This is a genomic window from Myroides gitamensis (assembly GCF_029894455.1).
GTDB classification, from domain to species: domain Bacteria; phylum Bacteroidota; class Bacteroidia; order Flavobacteriales; family Flavobacteriaceae; genus Flavobacterium; species Flavobacterium odoratum.
This window is the reverse complement of sequence record NZ_JARYHN010000001.1, coordinates 644045-660672: the sequence shown is the minus strand read 5'-3', so window position 1 is coordinate 660672 and position 16628 is coordinate 644045. Positions and strand designations below refer to the sequence as shown.

Annotated in this window: 16 protein-coding genes; 8 read left to right on the top strand and 8 right to left on the bottom strand. The window is 35.1% G+C overall.

Annotation, left to right across the window (positions count from 1 at the left end; translation table 11 throughout):
* Positions 1-50: 50 nt before the first annotated feature.
* The 5 genes from M2306_RS02945 to M2306_RS02925 all read right to left on the bottom strand — a co-directional run bounded on the left by M2306_RS02945 (position 51) and on the right by M2306_RS02925 (position 6949).
* On the bottom strand, positions 51-491 hold the full coding sequence (locus M2306_RS02945) for a nucleoside 2-deoxyribosyltransferase (RefSeq protein ID WP_259187918.1): 441 nt from the start codon (positions 489-491) through the stop codon (positions 51-53).
* Positions 492-710: 219 nt separating this feature from the next.
* Positions 711-1238: a hypothetical protein gene (locus M2306_RS02940; protein WP_115090779.1), complete on the bottom strand. Its 528-nt coding sequence runs from the start codon at positions 1236-1238 to the stop codon at positions 711-713.
* A 100-nt stretch (positions 1239-1338) separates the two neighbouring features.
* On the bottom strand, positions 1339-1545 hold the full coding sequence (locus M2306_RS02935) for a hypothetical protein (protein WP_498882749.1): 207 nt from the start codon (positions 1543-1545) through the stop codon (positions 1339-1341).
* A gap of 990 nt (positions 1546-2535) precedes the next feature.
* Positions 2536-5196 (bottom strand): translocation/assembly module TamB domain-containing protein, encoded by a 2661-nt coding sequence (locus tag M2306_RS02930; RefSeq protein WP_498882748.1) that lies wholly within the window; start codon positions 5194-5196, stop codon positions 2536-2538.
* On the bottom strand, positions 5132-6949 hold the full coding sequence (locus tag M2306_RS02925; protein WP_498882747.1) for a hypothetical protein: 1818 nt from the start codon (positions 6947-6949) through the stop codon (positions 5132-5134). The genes M2306_RS02930 and M2306_RS02925 overlap by 65 nt, the downstream gene beginning before the upstream one ends.
* Positions 6950-7159: 210 nt before the next feature.
* Here M2306_RS02925 and tsaD point away from each other — a divergent pair, with 210 nt between their 5' ends.
* Genes tsaD through M2306_RS02905 form a run of 4 tightly spaced genes read left to right on the top strand, consistent with a single transcriptional unit; the run spans position 7160 to position 11180 of the window.
* The gene (gene tsaD / locus M2306_RS02920) at positions 7160-8182 is read left to right on the top strand and encodes a tRNA (adenosine(37)-N6)-threonylcarbamoyltransferase complex transferase subunit TsaD (protein ID WP_115090782.1); all 1023 of its coding nucleotides are present in this window, start codon (positions 7160-7162) and stop codon (positions 8180-8182) included.
* A gap of 11 nt (positions 8183-8193) precedes the next feature.
* On the top strand, positions 8194-8901 hold the full coding sequence (locus tag M2306_RS02915; RefSeq protein WP_002985843.1) for a 16S rRNA (uracil(1498)-N(3))-methyltransferase: 708 nt from the start codon (positions 8194-8196) through the stop codon (positions 8899-8901).
* 8 nt (positions 8902-8909) lie between these two features.
* A complete protein-coding gene (locus tag M2306_RS02910; protein WP_259187916.1) occupies positions 8910-10001 on the top strand; it encodes an AI-2E family transporter in 1092 nt (363 codons plus the stop codon).
* On the top strand, positions 10002-11180 hold the full coding sequence (locus M2306_RS02905; RefSeq protein ID WP_259187915.1) for a class I SAM-dependent methyltransferase: 1179 nt from the start codon (positions 10002-10004) through the stop codon (positions 11178-11180). It begins immediately after the preceding gene.
* Positions 11181-11192: 12 nt separating this feature from the next.
* On the opposite strand, the gene M2306_RS02900 is transcribed toward M2306_RS02905, so the two are convergent.
* Positions 11193-11753, bottom strand: coding sequence for a hypothetical protein (locus tag M2306_RS02900; protein ID WP_259187913.1), 561 nt, complete (start codon positions 11751-11753; stop codon positions 11193-11195).
* A gap of 490 nt (positions 11754-12243) precedes the next feature.
* On the opposite strand from M2306_RS02900, the gene M2306_RS02895 reads away from it, so the two are divergent.
* Positions 12244-12831, top strand: coding sequence for a thioredoxin family protein (locus M2306_RS02895; protein WP_230847997.1), 588 nt, complete (start codon positions 12244-12246; stop codon positions 12829-12831).
* Positions 12832-12909: 78 nt separating this feature from the next.
* Here M2306_RS02895 and M2306_RS02890 read toward each other — a convergent pair whose 3' ends face one another.
* Entirely contained in the window at positions 12910-13404 is a 495-nt protein-coding gene (locus M2306_RS02890) for a hypothetical protein (protein WP_259187912.1), read from the bottom strand.
* 333 nt (positions 13405-13737) lie between these two features.
* Here M2306_RS02890 and M2306_RS02885 point away from each other — a divergent pair, with 333 nt between their 5' ends.
* Entirely contained in the window at positions 13738-13974 is a 237-nt protein-coding gene (locus M2306_RS02885; RefSeq protein ID WP_115090787.1) for a Sec-independent protein translocase subunit TatA/TatB, read from the top strand.
* Between the two features lie 55 nt (positions 13975-14029).
* On the opposite strand, the gene M2306_RS02880 is transcribed toward M2306_RS02885, so the two are convergent.
* On the bottom strand, positions 14030-14410 hold the full coding sequence (locus M2306_RS02880) for a hypothetical protein (RefSeq protein ID WP_115090788.1): 381 nt from the start codon (positions 14408-14410) through the stop codon (positions 14030-14032).
* Between the two features lie 179 nt (positions 14411-14589).
* Here M2306_RS02880 and M2306_RS02875 point away from each other — a divergent pair, with 179 nt between their 5' ends.
* Both M2306_RS02875 and M2306_RS02870 read left to right on the top strand, forming a co-directional pair.
* On the top strand, positions 14590-15993 hold the full coding sequence (locus M2306_RS02875) for an aminotransferase-like domain-containing protein (RefSeq protein WP_259187911.1): 1404 nt from the start codon (positions 14590-14592) through the stop codon (positions 15991-15993).
* Positions 15994-16077: 84 nt separating this feature from the next.
* Entirely contained in the window at positions 16078-16587 is a 510-nt protein-coding gene (locus tag M2306_RS02870) for a hypothetical protein (protein WP_115090790.1), read from the top strand.
* Positions 16588-16628 lie beyond the last annotated feature (41 nt).

Here is a 16628-nt window from a genome sequence, read left to right as displayed (position 1 = left end):
TGTGGATGTATTTTCGTTTTTTAAAGTGAAATCTCTTTTCAACTAAAATATTATCCTTTCTTTTTCCTTAACGCCTTCATCACTTCCTCTAATTTGTTTGCTAAATCAGTGGTATCTTGATATACAATTTGATAATCGCTTAATCCCGACAACGTGGTAGCATGTTCCGCCGTTTGTTTTCTCAAATATACAACTGGTTTCTTTAAGGCTTTTGCATACCCTGCTTCTATACCTATACCAATTCCTTTATCCGTAGTCTCTGCGAGTAAAAATGCGCTATTTTCAATATCCTGCATCGCTTGTTGCATCATTTCTTTTTCTTGTTGTGCAGTAAATGTATAGTGCTCTACAAATACCCAGGGTTGATATTGATAGCTCAACAACACATCTTTCATCGTTTGCAATTCTGGTTCTAATGCCTTTCGTAAAGCAAAACTACATGAGATATAGACTTGGTTGTTCATGGTTTGGTCCGATTTATTTTTATACACGCGTGATCCTTTTTACACGCAACAGAAACAAAGTTAATTCTTTTCGTGGGTTGTTGTCTTGTTGGGTGTTTTATTTGGTTTACGGTCGACAGTTTTAATTCTCTTTTATTGAATAATACCTCTGTCAACCGTTAACAGTAAACTGTTAACTTAAAAAAACCCCAACAATCCGTTTTGGAAGGTTGGGGTGGTATTTTATTCTAATTATAGCAGTTTGTTTTATTCAATAACCACCACCTCTTTTTTTATTTCTTCAAATATTCTATCTAAATGAACTGAATCACGCTTTCCATGCTTATTATAATAGTTATACATAATTTCATCTTCAATTAATACTAAAAAAAGATACTTCCCTTTTTCTTTAAATCTAATATTTCCTAATGTAAACAATTTATTAGGGATATAAACAGAATCTTTTAGAACAATATCCTCTTTTAGAATCTCAGTTTCTATTTTTATAGGTTTATAATAAGACAATTTTATTGTTCTAAATTTAATACTATCCGACACCATAGGATCAAGAATTGTATCAAAAGGGCTATCAAATTTGAAAATAGCTTGATAAGCTTGATTAACTTTTAAGGTATCAGGCAATTCCAAGGTATAACTAATATTACCTCCTAAAGATTTAGAAAACGATTCTGTTAATTGAATTCCTTTATACTCTTCAAATTCATCCTTTTTCTCTTGTTTTCTTTCACATGAAAAAAACAACAACACTATTAAAAAAAAACTAACTATTCTCATTTTATATTATATAAATTATCCCATTTTTTTGTATTTCCAATTTCGCGCACTGAACCTCTTGTCTTCAATCCACTCCAATTCGTTTCTTAGTATTTGGCTATTATGTAAAAAAGTATCCTTTTTTATTTCCATAATTCCAAAAGGTTTTTTTATCAGGTGAATATGTGTATGGTCTATTAGGGTTCGATACTTTATAACTAGTAAATGTGTGTTTCCTTACTTTATCACCACCAAACCAACTCTCCAAACCATCTCCTGCGGCACCTCCTACCGATATAGTACCTATTACATCTTGAACGCCTTTCATAATTTGAGCAAGTATTTTCAACCCAGATAAAACTGTTCCGCCAACGGATCCACACTCTTCCAACTCTACTCCCTTTCTTTCCGCGAACTCAACCCTCATTATCAAAGGGTCAACTGTCCTTATAAAAATAAAGTTTATTACGATTGAAAAAATGTTTATTTAAAAGATTAGAGATTTTTTTAAATTATTGGTTAGCATGAACTGCAAGGGCAATTTCTTTCACTGAAACGGCTAAAAAATAGTGGACACCCAGAAGTATATTTGGATTATTTAGTAGATGATAATACTTCGTAAACAGTCGTTGAAAAAAACTAGAAGATATCAAGTCTTGAGGAGAACTAGAAGAACGCAAAAACAAATCCTTTATGATCTAATTGACTTATATAAAAGACAAAATCGTGTAAAACATATAGCTTATAAATAAACGCCCCTCCATATATCCTACAAAATTAAAAAGGAAAATAAAAAACAACCTTTATATTAATTACTAATTATAGTTGCTATTTGGAATATTAAAACCATGATATACATCACATAATCAACCCAAATACTAAACCACTTTAAAAACAACTCGTTTTTTTCTCTATTAAACGTTGATGTAACCCAAATAGCTACCTCCTTTGCAAATCTAGAAACAATTAAAGTCATACTAAAACCAATTAATATGTAAAAGACTTCGTTAGAAATAGCCAATCCAAAAGGATTCAAAAAATGAATGATAGTAAAGAAAAACAAAAATACAGTAAGCAAAAATAATCTTCTTCTTCCCAATCTAATTTTTTTTACTAGAAAGCTAAAAAACATAAAATCTAAAACGATAAAAAAAATAATATAAAATAATTTCACTTTTGTTTTTCTTAGCACTATATATTTCTTGCTCCTCCTTGGTAAACATAAAATCAATCTTTACCCTAGCACATAAGTCAATATAAGCCTTAGCAGTTACTTAAAACTCTTTACTAAATTATATAGTCATTCCTTTACTCTCACCTACTGTCCCGAAGGCGTATTTCCGCTTTTGCGTCTTGTTTCATAAAAACGAATAAACTCCTGACTGTAATCTGAATCTGGCAGGTCTTCGGCTCTATTGTTGGAAGATTCTTTTTCTTCTTTTTTCTTCTTCTTTTTCTCGGATTGATTTAAAAACTTCGCGATTAACTCTTTCAACGTATCAAAATCCACCTCATAGGACAATCCTACCCCCTGTGTATAACCGATTCCTTCCCCAATATAGTTGATGTCATTCTCTCGGTTAAAGAAGCGTGCATTTAGCGTTCCTTCTTCATTGATACGCAACAATACTTCAACGTCACCAACAATAACCGATTGCTCTACTCCACCGACAGGTACTCCTAATTTTCCATTTACAGAGATGCGATCATTCACTTTCGTGGTAAAAGTTACCCCTAATCGTCCTTCTGTTTGCGTATACGGATTTCGTTCTCCTTGCGCATAGTTTAGTCCTACTTTAAACTTATCATCTACATCCGAGAATAAGTCATCAAAAATACTACTTGCGCGCTCAAATAAACTTCCTGCTAAAGCAGATGAAGAGTTATCAGAGGAGAAGAAAGACCCCGTTGCTAATAAAGCCATGGCTTGTCTTTCACGTGTATCGCGATCACTCAGTTTATAGTCCAACTCCGATTTTACAACCGAACTCACCGTTGGAAAGTTAATATCAAAATCTACTTCTGGATTACTTAAACTTCCATTCAATACAATCGCCACATCCGTAGGTACTTTTCTATTGATAATCGAGTTATCAATAATTACACTTGGATTAGCTTCTGTATGGTAAATGGCTTGAAGGTCCAAAATCGCATTCATTGGGTTACCATCCCAGCGAATTGTTCCATATTTTTTCACGACAAATTTCTTGTCGATCAATCCACCATATTTGAAATTATATTCCCCTTCATACGCTTGGAAATCCCCCCACATATTGAACTTACCAAGTGTATTGATTTCCATGGTAATAAATCCAGCTCCTTTTCCGCGCATAGCATGTCCAGACTCCCGATCGAGGATAATTTCAATTTCCGCATCTGGCGTTACATAAAACTCAAAATCCAATTCAATTCCACTGTTGCGGTATTTATATGGATCGTAATCGTTTCCTGTTAAACGTAATTTCTTTTCTTGAGGCGACAGGAAATGGATAAAGTTATTTTCGCCTGTACTTTGCGCCTCCTTCAATGGAATCTTAATTGATGTTCCTTTATTGGAAGTCGCATTAATATTGATACTCAACATTTCAATAGGCCCTACAATGTCTGCTTTTCCATTGATATAAGCAGTTCCATAGTATAAACTTCCTTCTGCGTATTGGGTATCCAAAGCCAATAAATTCGTAGACGAAAGCGATAGATTCATCACCCAATCCTTGAACATCTTATGAGATACATTTCCATCGACCAATCCCCTGGTCTTGTATTTGGTATCAGTTAACCCTGCCTTGCGGAGGATGAATTGTTTCGTTGTAATATCCAGTGGGGTTTCTTGATCAAAAGCATAGCTTACCCCTGTAAACTTCGATTTGAATTTGGTATCATTCAAGTACAAACGTCCATTGACATCTGGATTTTTTGCAGTTCCTAAGAAGGAAATCTTACCAAAAGCAGTTCCCGTCATATCACTAGCCACACTACTTAAAAAAGGTGCAATCGTACCCAATGGGAAATCCGTTAGCCCGGACTCTAAATTGAAATGGGTCTGTTTATTGATAACATCAACATCTCCATTCAAATAAAATCGCTCCTTTTCTTCATCATCCATCAAACTAGATTGAACGGTAAACTTCTCTAATCGCTTATCTCCATCCACTTTGAAGAACATATCCCCTAAGTATATTTTATTAATCAGCAGCGAATCAATGACGATATTAGCCTGGGGATGATACACATCCTTCATTTGGGAGAAATTCACCTCTCCATCAATTTTACCGCCAAAAGACAGATTTTCAATATCAGGTGTAATCTTATTTAAATCTACATTTCCGAAAGATAAATTCAGTTTTTTGTATGTAGAATCTCGCATTACTCCACTTAAATTCACCATTTGCTTGTTGTGAGAAATAGCGAGAGAATCAATGGTAAAGTCCATCAATTTTTTATTGAATACCAGCTTATTGGCCTTGTCGTTATTCTCATTGATACTCCATTGGAAATCTTTGAAGAACACCTCTGATTTTTTGAATCCCACCACAGAGAGTTTCTCTTCGTTAATGGTGTGATACAAGTTCAATTCGTATTTATCTTTTAAGTTTTTACCTCCTTTAAATTCTGAACGCACAAATAACGTATCATTATGCGTTAAATTCAGCAAGTTAAAATCAGAAATATCATAGAAATTAGTATGTACACTATCAATAGAAACATACGTATTATAAATGGGATTGGAATTATTGACATTCAATAAGATATTGAAGAATTCCACGCCACTCACGGCAATACTTGGCGAATCGAAATTAAGTTTAAACAAATTCTCATCGCTGTCAATTTCTCCATCTACGTGCGTACGCTCGTTTAGCGTTAATTGGGGCAAGAAAACCTCAATTAAGCGATTGTGTACCGTAATATCAAAATCAACATATTGTCCTTTTTTTTGTTTTATACGGAGAGTAATTGGTATACAAACTACCCAATGCATTTGTAAACAACATCTTGGATTCACCAAACAAGAATTTCCCTTTGATGTATCCTTGAATAGCTTCTTTTGAATTTAACTTCAACAAACGCTCTCCGCCTTCTGTAAAACTAGATTCAATAGAAAACTCTTCAAATACATAATGATCTTTACTGTTGTCATAAACCGCATTATTTACCTTAAATACACCTTCTAAATCCTCAATATTATTCCCTTTGGCTTTAAATTCAAAATCACCTGTAAACTTAGATAACGTATCGTTGACGAAACCTAAGGCATATAAATCCGCATAATCAATTTGCGCAACAAAATCGTAATTCTTCTCTTTGGTACTTAAATCAATCGTCCCGTTAAAATCGAGTTTTACATTCGGATCTGCACTGTGTAATAACCCGCGATAGTATGGCATTTTCATTAATCCATCCACGGCTAATTGGGTGTATTTATACTTACCGAAAACAAAAGAGAATACATCCCCTTTTACAGAAGTATTCAACGATTTTTGATTAAACCCATGTCCATCTATATATAAATCGAAAGACGTTAATCCAAACTGTTCATTGTGGATAAAGTGACCTAAATCAAAGTGATCTAATTTAATATTTCCTTTGTATGTAGCGTGATCTGGATCATTCAGCTGTTGAATGGCAATTTTAGCATTTCCTTTTCCGATAGCCGTTACTAATTCAATATCCGTATCTAAGGTTCTCTTGGTTAACTCAATATTCCCTATGATATTTACTAATCCCAAGTCATCCAATTCCGTTGGTAAAGATTTACCTAACAGATCTGGCATTAAAGCAACTAAGTTATAGCGTGTAGTTTGTAAACGCGATAAATCGGCACGCATCCAAAAGGGTTCATGATCATCAAATACATTGCGGAATGCAAATTTCCCAATAATCTGCGAATTGTTTTCATCTACTAAATTAGCTCCTTCAAGAACAAAATCGTTCATCACTCCTTTCATATATCCTTTGAAGAATACTTCTTTATTAGAAGCAAACTCATGGGCGAATACATTGATATCAGAAGAATTTAATTTGGCTTTTTTAATCTCGAAATCCCACTTCACCTTATCGACAAAATACTTCATATCGCCAGGTTCAAACGTCAATTTCAGGTTTCCTTCAATATCCGATTGATCTGTGACTAATTTCATGTCTTTTAGTCCAATACTTGTTTTGGTATGGGAAAAATCTGCGGTTAAGTTTTGTACGTTCATTCCCCAATGATCGAGGAAGCTCACGTTTTTCACAGTTCCATATATTTCAGGTCCTTTGATTAAAAAGTTATCCACTTGACCTTGTAACTTTCTGAAATCAACCGCTACTTTTGCCTTCGTATTGTCGTCCGAAATAATTAACTGTGAATTTTTAATAAATATGCGTGAAGCTTTCAATCGGAACTTTCCTTCTCCAGGTTGTCCATCATCAAAAACAGCAATAAGTTCATCTAGATTCGTTAGTTCTGCCCCTTCATACTTGTGAATATTCATGTACAAGCCATTGATTCGGGTTGTTCCCAAATACACCTTTCCTTGCTGCAAAGCGTTTAGGTCCGCCAAACGCGTTTGAAGATGATCAATTCCGATTAATATATTTTCGTGGTTGTCTCTTGCTTCTACCCCTTTGAGGTGAATCACTCCAAAAACATCAATAGATAAACGGTCAATGTAAAAATCCGTACCGAATTTTTCATTGACTTTTTCCGTTACATAGCGTGCTAAATAGCTTTGCACAATTGGCAACATCATGGATCCCGCTGCTAAAATCAGCAAGCAGAACAGAGCCAAAAGCAGGCGAAAAACTATTTTTTTAAATTTTTTGATAACTATTAATGTTTTAAATTTGCCCCTAAAATCTACTTTTTTTAAATACCTACGTACAATCAACAAATTTAATTAATTTTTAGGAGTGATTGACTAAAAAAAGAAGATATAAATTAGCATTAAATTAAATTATACATGTCCACAAAACCCACCTATATATTAGCGATTGAAAGTTCTTGTGATGATACCGCAGCTGCAGTTTTAGCAGATAACAAAGTATTGTCTAACGTCGTAGCTCGTCAAGAGATACACGAAGAATACGGTGGTGTTGTTCCAGAACTAGCTTCAAGAGCACACCAACAAAACATCGTACCAGTTGTTGATATTGCTTTAAAGAAAGCGGGAATTACGAAAGAAGAATTGCAGGGAATTGCCTTTACACAAGGTCCTGGATTAATGGGTTCACTTTTAGTTGGTGGATCTTTTGCTAAATCTTTGGCTTTGGCTTTAGATATTCCTTTGATTGCAGTGAATCACATGCATGCTCATATTCTTTGTCATTTTATTGATGAAAGCGGATATGATCAGCCTACTTTCCCTTTTCTAGCTTTGACAATTTCAGGTGGACATACTCAAATTGTACAAGTAAATAGTTTCTTTGATTTAAAAGTATTGGGAGAAACAACAGATGATGCTGTAGGTGAAGCCTTTGATAAATCAGCTAAAATTCTTGGTTTTCCTTATCCTGGTGGGCCTTTGATTGACAAATATGCCAAGGAAGGGAATCCTAAAGCGTATCCTTTTACAAAACCAAAAGTGGAGGGATTAAACTTTAGTTTTAGTGGTTTAAAAACACAGTTTTTATATTTTATTCAGAAACAAGTAGCCGAAAATCCAAACTTTATAGAAGAAAACAAAGCAGACATTTGTGCTTCAATTCAACACACGATTATCAAAATATTGATGGATAAGCTTAAGTTAGCCGTTGAACTAACCGGTATTACTCAAATTGCAATTGGCGGTGGTGTATCGGCTAATTCAGGTATACGCGCAACTTTAAAAGAAGCCGAACAAAAATACAAGTGGAAAACATATATTCCCAAATTTGAATATACAACGGACAATGCAGCCATGATTGGTATTGTAGGATACTATCGTTATAGAGAATCTCTTTTTGCTGATTCTTCTGTTGTATCCAAAGCTAGAATTGAATTTTAAGGTTTTACATTATGCAGTTATTTTACGCTCCCGCTATCGATAAAGAACAATCAACTTTCACTTTTGACAAAGATGAAAGTAAACACATTATACGCGTTTTACGCAAAAAAGAAGGGGATATTCTCTTCGTGACCAATGGTCGTGGAACCTTGTTCGAAACTAGAATTTCATTGGCCTCAGATCGCAGTTGTTTAACTGATATTGTAGGGTATACAGATAAAGAACAGACGCCTTTTCGCTTGCATTTGGCAGTTGCACCGACTAAAATGAACGAGCGTTATGAGTGGTTTCTAGAAAAAGCAACTGAAATCGGTATTCATGAGATTACGCCTATTATTTGTGATCATTCGGAACGAAAAGTAGTTAAAACAGAGCGATTTGAAAAAATCATTCAATCGGCAATGAAGCAATCCCTTCAACTGCATTTACCTCAGTTGAATGAACCGATTACCTTAAAAGAATTTTTAAAACAAGACCATCAAGGTGCTTTATATATTGCGCATTGTGAGGATGACCAAACGAAAGAACTCCTGAAAAATAAGATTCAACCGCAAGAAAATTACCTCTTATTGGTTGGTCCTGAAGGGGATTTTTCTCCTGTTGAAATTAAAATAGCTTTAGAAAAAGGTTTTAAACCTGTATCTTTAGGACATACAAGATTGAGAACAGAAACTGCTGCTCTTGTTGCTTGTCATAGTTTTGTATTCGCTAACGAATAAATCATTGCATGTTGAAATCCAAAGAAATTTCCAAAGGTATTGTTCAAGCCGTTCTTATTTTAAGTGGAATTGCATTAAGTGCGGGGTTGTTGTATCAAATTCGCACCTTGTTTATTTATATCGCCTTAGCTTTTGTCTTAGCCTTAATAGGCAAGCCTTTAGTTGATTTTCTCTATAAAAAATGCAGGCTAAAGAAAATGTTTGCCATCAGTATTACGATGGGCTTCTTTATAGCTGTTTTTATCGGGTTTTCTTTTATGTTTGTGCCTTTATTTACTACGCAAGCACAGAATTTATCTGTATTAAATACCGCGCATTTACAAGAGGATTTTAATGGTTTAATCCTAAAAATTGACGCTTACCTCGATGCCAAAGGAATCAGCTTGGATAAAATTGTCGAAGAGTCTCACCTGAAATCGCAATTCAACCTGGATTTTGTACCTAATTTACTCAATACCCTCATCAGCATGTTGAGCGATATTGGTATTGGACTATTTTCTGTTCTTTTTATTGCTTTTTTCTTCCTAAAAGATCAAGTTGTACTGGAATATCAATTTAAAAAATTGTTTTCCAAAAAGCACGAAAACAAGGTTTTAAACTCTATCAATAAGATTAACAACCTATTATCCCGTTATTTCTTAGGACTTTGCGTTCAGATGTTCGTCATCTATATTCTCTGCCTCATCGTATTATTGATTTTTGGTGTAAAAGGGGCTGCTACGATTGCCTTTTTGTGTGCTATCCTCAATATTATTCCTTATATCGGACCATTAATCGGAAATATTCTAGCTGTTGTATTTACTATGCTAACGTATATTGGCGATGATTTTATCGCAATTACCTTACCGAAAGCTATATCTGTAATGATTGGTTTTTTAATCGTTCAACTGATTGATAATGTAGTAAATCAACCGTTGATTTTCTCTAATAGTGTGAAATCACATCCATTGGAAATTTTCGTTGTCATCTTAGCTAGTGGTATGTTTAGTGGAATTTTCGGTATGATTGCCGCTGTTCCTCTATACACTTGCTTAAAAGTTATTGGTAAAGAGTTTTTCCCAAATGTTCGATTTATTCAAGTACTCACCAAAAAGTTATAAGTGGATATTCATCTTATCGTACAACCCGAAGTTCAAGCATATCTTAAAGAGCACAGTCAAGCTACTTTAACGGATTTGGCATTCAAAAAAAGTCCATTTCCAGCTATTCCCATGTCTGATTTATTGACGCAGATTGAGAGTAAGCAAAAGTCTAAACACAAGTTGTCTAAGTGGTATACCACCGATTGCATCGTATTTCCACCCAAATTATCTATTGAGCAAACGTCTTCCGAAGAATGTGCTGCTTATAAAGCTTCTTTAGTGGAAGGCAATACGCTGATTGATTTAACGGGGGGGTTTGGAATTGATTGCTACTATTTTGCTCAACGTATTAAACAGGTTACCCATTGTGAAATACAGCCTGAATTAAGTGCTGTTGTGCAACATAATTACCAACAACTTCAACAGACCAATATCACTTGTATCGCAGGAGATAGCTTGGACTATCTAGCCAATAGTAATCAACAGTTCGATTATATTTACTTGGATCCTGCGCGCAGAAATCAAAACAAAGAAAAAGTATTTTTCCTCAGCGATTGTACCCCGAATATTGTTGAACATCTGGATATGCTTTTCCAACATACAGCGACGGTTTTAGTAAAAACCTCGCCTTTGTTAGATATTCAAGCGGGGTTTTCTGAATTAAAACATGTCAAAGCCATTCACATTGTTGCCTTGCAAAATGAGGTAAAAGAATTACTGTGGATTATTGAGAAAGAATATGTGGGAACCATTGTATTAACCGCAGTTAATCTAACTAAAAAGGAGCCTCAAATTACCATTCTAGATTTATCAGATGAGTCTGTGGCTACCTATGCAGAACCGCAAACTTATTTGTATGAGCCGAATAGTGCTTTGCTCAAAACGGGAAAGTTCAATGCCATTAGCGCCTATTTTAACGTTGCTAAATTACACCAGCACAGCCAGCTGTACACCAGTGAAACACTTGTGGACTTCTCGGGCAGACGCTTTAAAATAAAGCAACATTTGCCTTATAATAAAGCTACAGCCAAAGAATATTTACAACAACAAAAAGCGAATGTTACGGTGCGTAATTTCCCTATTAAAGTGGATGAACTACGCAAGAAATGGAAAATTAAAGAGGGAGGTGATACGTATATTTTCTTTACCACTACCCTATCGAATCAAAAGGTATTTTTAATTTGTGAGCCTGTCTAAAAATTGAGAGCTCTAGCTAACATTGTGAATCCAACACAATTGAGAAACACTACTCCACGTTACCTCAACAGTTGCATTCGAATCAACAGCTAATCCTGCTTGATTTGCTACTAACAAATAGCGTTGGTTTTGATATACAACTTCAACCAAAGCGCGTTGTTGTGCATCATTTTGAACTAGTTTTCCTGCATGATCAGTTGCTACTACTCGACCTAAGGCTTTTAATTTGCCTTTTTGCACGCGTTTGCGGTCAAAACGAGGGTATAGCAGGTGAAAGGCCCAAACAATAGGAATCAAACTCAATATCATATTCAAAAAGAAGAAAGCCACTTGGCGCTTGGTCCAATCGAAATTTTCAAAGTTCCAAACAATAGCGACAACCAGTGTTAGCGCAACTAATAATCCTGCAAAAGACAACGTATCTGTGATACAATGTCCTTTAGGACGTGGAAAAGCCTTGGGCGTTTGCAGTGCCTCAATACCTGGTCTTCTTTTTCCTAAAGATCGAACAGGTGCAGGTTTTATCGTTCCTTGTACTCCTAACTCAATTGAATGTCTATAAGGCTGTTTCATATTCTATTTTTTATCGTTCAAACAATAAGATTTTAAAAAAAAAGTTACAACGACAATGCAGGTTGGACCATAAATAGTAACAAATTGGGATCAATAAATAGATAAACTTTAGGTTGAGAAAATAAGAACACGTGGTTGTTAGGGTTTCTCAAAAATCGCTCAAGGTAGCATTGGTCCTTTTTTGCTATTGTTATGTTGTAACCTTTCTTTTTTGTTTTACTTCCTTTTTCTTTTTCACAGTTCGAAAGTACAACCAAAAAAACACATAAAACACAACGAATCAATTCCTTAACTATTTGATAATTCCACCACATTTGACTAAACATTCCCTTTACATTACTGAAATATTGCCTTTTAATTGAACTTGATTTTCCTTTTAATCCCTTTCTGTCTGCTTCGCTTACAAGCTTGTTAAATAACCGTTTACAAGAGTGGCTGTTTGATTATAATTTCATTACTTTGTACGACAAAAAGCAAATATACAATCCACATGAAAAGAAAAACGCTACTTGGTTTAGTTCTACTTTCAACGGTATCTTTTATCAGTTGTAAGCAAGAGAAAAAAGCAGATCCTGTTGTTTCTCCATCGACTGAACAAACAGCTACACCACAACCAGAAACAGCGGTTGATACAGTAGCTTTGAAAAAGCAGATTGAACAGGAGAAAGAAACATTGAGCAAACCGTATAATGAAGACGAAGATGCACAAGCAAAATTAAATGAACTCGTTGCTCAAGCGAAAAAAGAAGGAAAATACGTTTTTGTTCAAGCAGGAGGAAACTGGTGTATTTGGTGTTTGCGCTTCAATGATTTTGTGCAAAAAACACCTGAGTTGAAACAAATAGTAGATCAAAATTTTGTTTATTATCACTTGAATTACTCTCAAAAGAACAAAAATAAAGCGGTTTTCAATGCTTATGCTCCAAATGCGCGTGGTATTGGTTATCCTTTCTTTTTTGTCTTGGATGGAAATGGGGAAGTAACCAATATTATTTCTTCTGGTGAATTGGAAGAAGGAAAAGGGTACAGTCTTGAAAAAGTGAAACAAATGTTTATCGATCAAGCACCGAAAAAATAATAAAACAGCCTCAATGATTTTTGAGGCTGTTTTATTTCAACTTAATCCTATCATTTATACTGAAATAGATAAATATTCTTATTCATTTGCCTCCTTTTGATACTGCTCCGTGCATTCAAACAGCTCATTTTTAGCCGTTTTTATCTGAACAAGATGAAAGGCACTATACCACATTGCTCCTAGTAAGTTGTAACGCCATTTTTGGTAAAATTTTCGAAGTTGTCTTTTAATAACACCCTCATTTCTAAGCTGATAAACAACAGCATAATAATCTGATTTTAAATGTTTTATTTCTACTTTGGATACGTCTTTCCAATGTATTATTAAGTTTAAACGATGATCGATAAAATAATCTTCTCTTATTTCAAGTATGGGTTTTTTCTTGTAAGCAAGATAACAGTTTCTCCATTCACACATGAGGAAATCAAAACCAATCACGAGGTAGAGTAATAAAAATAATACGAGTAAAAAAGCTGGTTGATAGTAGATCAAAAAGCATAAACTTCCTAAATATAGCAGTGTAATGAAAAATTGGATTGCTACAATACGTTTAAAATAGAAAAAATACACCATCAATTAAAAGATTACAGCGGAAAAACAGATTTATCTTAGGCTAAATGCACAATCAAAGATACAATTAAATGACCATTTGCGATGCTCGGGATTAAAATTCAAAAAAGTATTATTTTGGATATTAGTAGGATTTAAACAGAACAAGCTCAACTACTAAGCATAATGAACAAAAATAGCTTTTATTTTTACGCCCATTTGTTAATATTTTACACTTTTACAACATTAAAACCCGTTTAATCCCTTTAATTCCAATAATAAAGTTATGTTAAATAGTATTATCTAATTTTATACCTGATATACATTTGTTTTCCTCAACCACTAATATATTCAACCATGTTGATGACTACATTACCCTTAGGAGGAGTAGCACCATCTGAACTTATAGTTGTTGTTGCAATAGCCTTATTGTTATTCGGCGGTAAAAAAATACCCGAATTAATGAAGGGACTTGGGACAGGAATTAGGGAGTTCAAAGCTGCTACAAGAGAAACAAATGCGAATACCGCAGCTCCTAAACAGAACACTACAGATTCAGTTACTGAAACAACAAGTGAAGTAATTGAAAAGTAAACAAGAGGGTACCTTCAAGGTTGCCCTCTTTTTGTTTTTATGTTGCTGATTCGCCTTATACCACAGCACCTAAATTATAGCTAGCCTCTCCTTCTACTAAATAAGTCAACTCTTCGCAGCGAATGATTTTCCCTTCTTGAAAAAGAAACTCCGCCATTACTTTATAGGTATGTGCTGACTGATCATTCAAAAGTACCTCTACCTTGTGCTTGGTAAATACACAATCTTTCCCTACTCCTGTTTGTAGAATTTCTAAACGAATGGTATGAACAACCTCTTTTAATTTCTTGATATGCTGCTTAAATCCTTCAAAATCCAACACTGTATCATTCACTACTTGTACATACTGCGGTGAAAAGTAAGTGGTTATTAATTGTTCATCATACACCTTATTTTCAATGATTTGATGTAACATCTCTCGTACTAATTTTTCCATTTTATGTGATTTAATTATGAAAGAACAAAAGTCCATATTTACGCAGCGGGAAGACGATAACAAATGTTATCAATTCACTTGTCAATTACTGCTAAAGTTTACTGTCCCTCCTTCAACTGTACCGATTATACTATCAAAAAACACTATATTTGTTCTATACAGACTTTCAATACAGCACCGTGAAAAAATACAAATACGAAATCTTTACCACCAAAATAGAACGCGCAATTCAACAAGGGCATTTACGAGCTGGTGATGCCTTGCCTTCTGTTCGCGAAACAAAAGCAACGTATCAACTCAGTACAAGTTCGGTTCAAAGTGGGTATGATTACCTTGTATTTAAAGGACTAGTAACGAGTATTCCTCGTTCGGGTTATGTGGTTGCCGCTCATATTCAAACTACAGCAGCGACTAAGCTTGATTTGCCAACCATCCCCAAAGATGCCGTATTTACTACTAAAAAAACCTTGACTTCCCAGCGATTAACGCATACGGAACGTCCTTCTTTTCACATAGCTGCGCCAGCATCAACCTTTATCCCACAACAGCTTATTTTAAAGACGATGCAAACGGTTATTCGCGAAAAAGGCGTTTCATTACTGCAATATTACCCCAATACAGGATCTGAAGAGCTACAGGCCCTGCTAATCAAACGAGCAGCGTTGCATGGTGCATCTTTGCAAAAAGAAGAACTAATTGTTACTGATGGCGCATTACAAGCTTTATATATTGCTTTAGCTTCTACTACCGTTCCTCATGATATTGTTGCTGTAGAAAGTCCCTGTGTGTTTTCGGTATTGGAAGTGTTGTCGAGCTTGCGTTTACGCGCTTTAGAAATTCCCGTAAGACCTGTGCATGGTTTTGATCTCGCTTATTTAAGAAAAATGTGTCAACAACACGCAGTTAAAGCAGTTGTCCTCACGCCGAATTTCCATAACCCCACGGGCATTCTCATGCGCGATGAACAAAAAGAAGAACTTTACTCCCTTGGTGTACAACATCAGATTCCCATCATCGAAAATGATATCTATGGAGATTTACACTTTCAGGGGGAAAGACCGATAAATATCAAGAATTTCGACAAAAAAGGCCTTGTCCTGACCTTTTCCTCCTATTCAAAGACAATTGCCCCAGGTTTGCGCTTAGGATGGTTGGCCGCTGGACAATATGCTGCACAAGCTGAGCGCCTTAAATTCTCCTTAGGAAGATCCGTCTCCCCAATCAATCAGGAAGTCATTATTCAACTCCTACAAATGCCAAGCTATGATAAACACTTGCGTATTTTTCGTCAGCAATTGGAACGTCAAGCGATGCAATTTCTCCGCACCTTCAACGCTTATTTTCCTTCCGATTTTACGCAACAAGCGCCACAGGGTGGTTACAGTATTTGGGGACAATTACCCAATGATGTGGACGCTAAATCTTTTTACGAAACTTGTCAAACGATGGGCATAGGCTTTACCCCTGGAGAAACCTTTTCTTTTACGGATGTGTACAAACGCCACTTTAGAGCGATTTTTGCACAACGACTCACTGCTACAGATTTATCCCTGATTAAACAATTGGGAGAAGAATTGAAATAACCGATGTACTGATAGTTTTTACTGATACTGTATCGAAAAATATCAGCGCTGTTCTTTTATCTTTGTATATAAAGACAAATGAATATGAGTATTATATCTAAATTTACTATAGCAACAGAAGAAGGACTTGCTGTTCTTTTTCAATTAAGAGAAGCGCAAATCAGAAATCTTTATACCTCAAGTACGGATACCGCTTCTTTGAATCAATATATTTCCCAACAACTTGACCACAAAGAAACGATACTTGAACTAAATGATTTAAGTACCCAAATGTTGACGGTATATAACAAAGAAATTCCTGCTGGTTATGTCATGATCAAGCAGGTTGATCAACCTGCAGTTTTAGCAGATAAAAAAGTAATTAATTTAGCTTCTTTTTACATCGAACCAAATCAGAACCAAGAAGAAGTGAGAGCTTCTTTATGGAACAAAACCTTATCGCTAACGCGTCAATATGATGCTATCTGGTTGGAAGTTTTACAACATGATCCTTTATTGCCTTACTTCAAAGCATGGGGATTTGAAATTAGTGAAGAAAAGGTGATGCAACCTTTTGAACAACCTTCTTATCTTTTGATTCGTTGGAAAGAATAAATTCTATCCACACAATTCGCTATTTGTTCAAATAGAATATA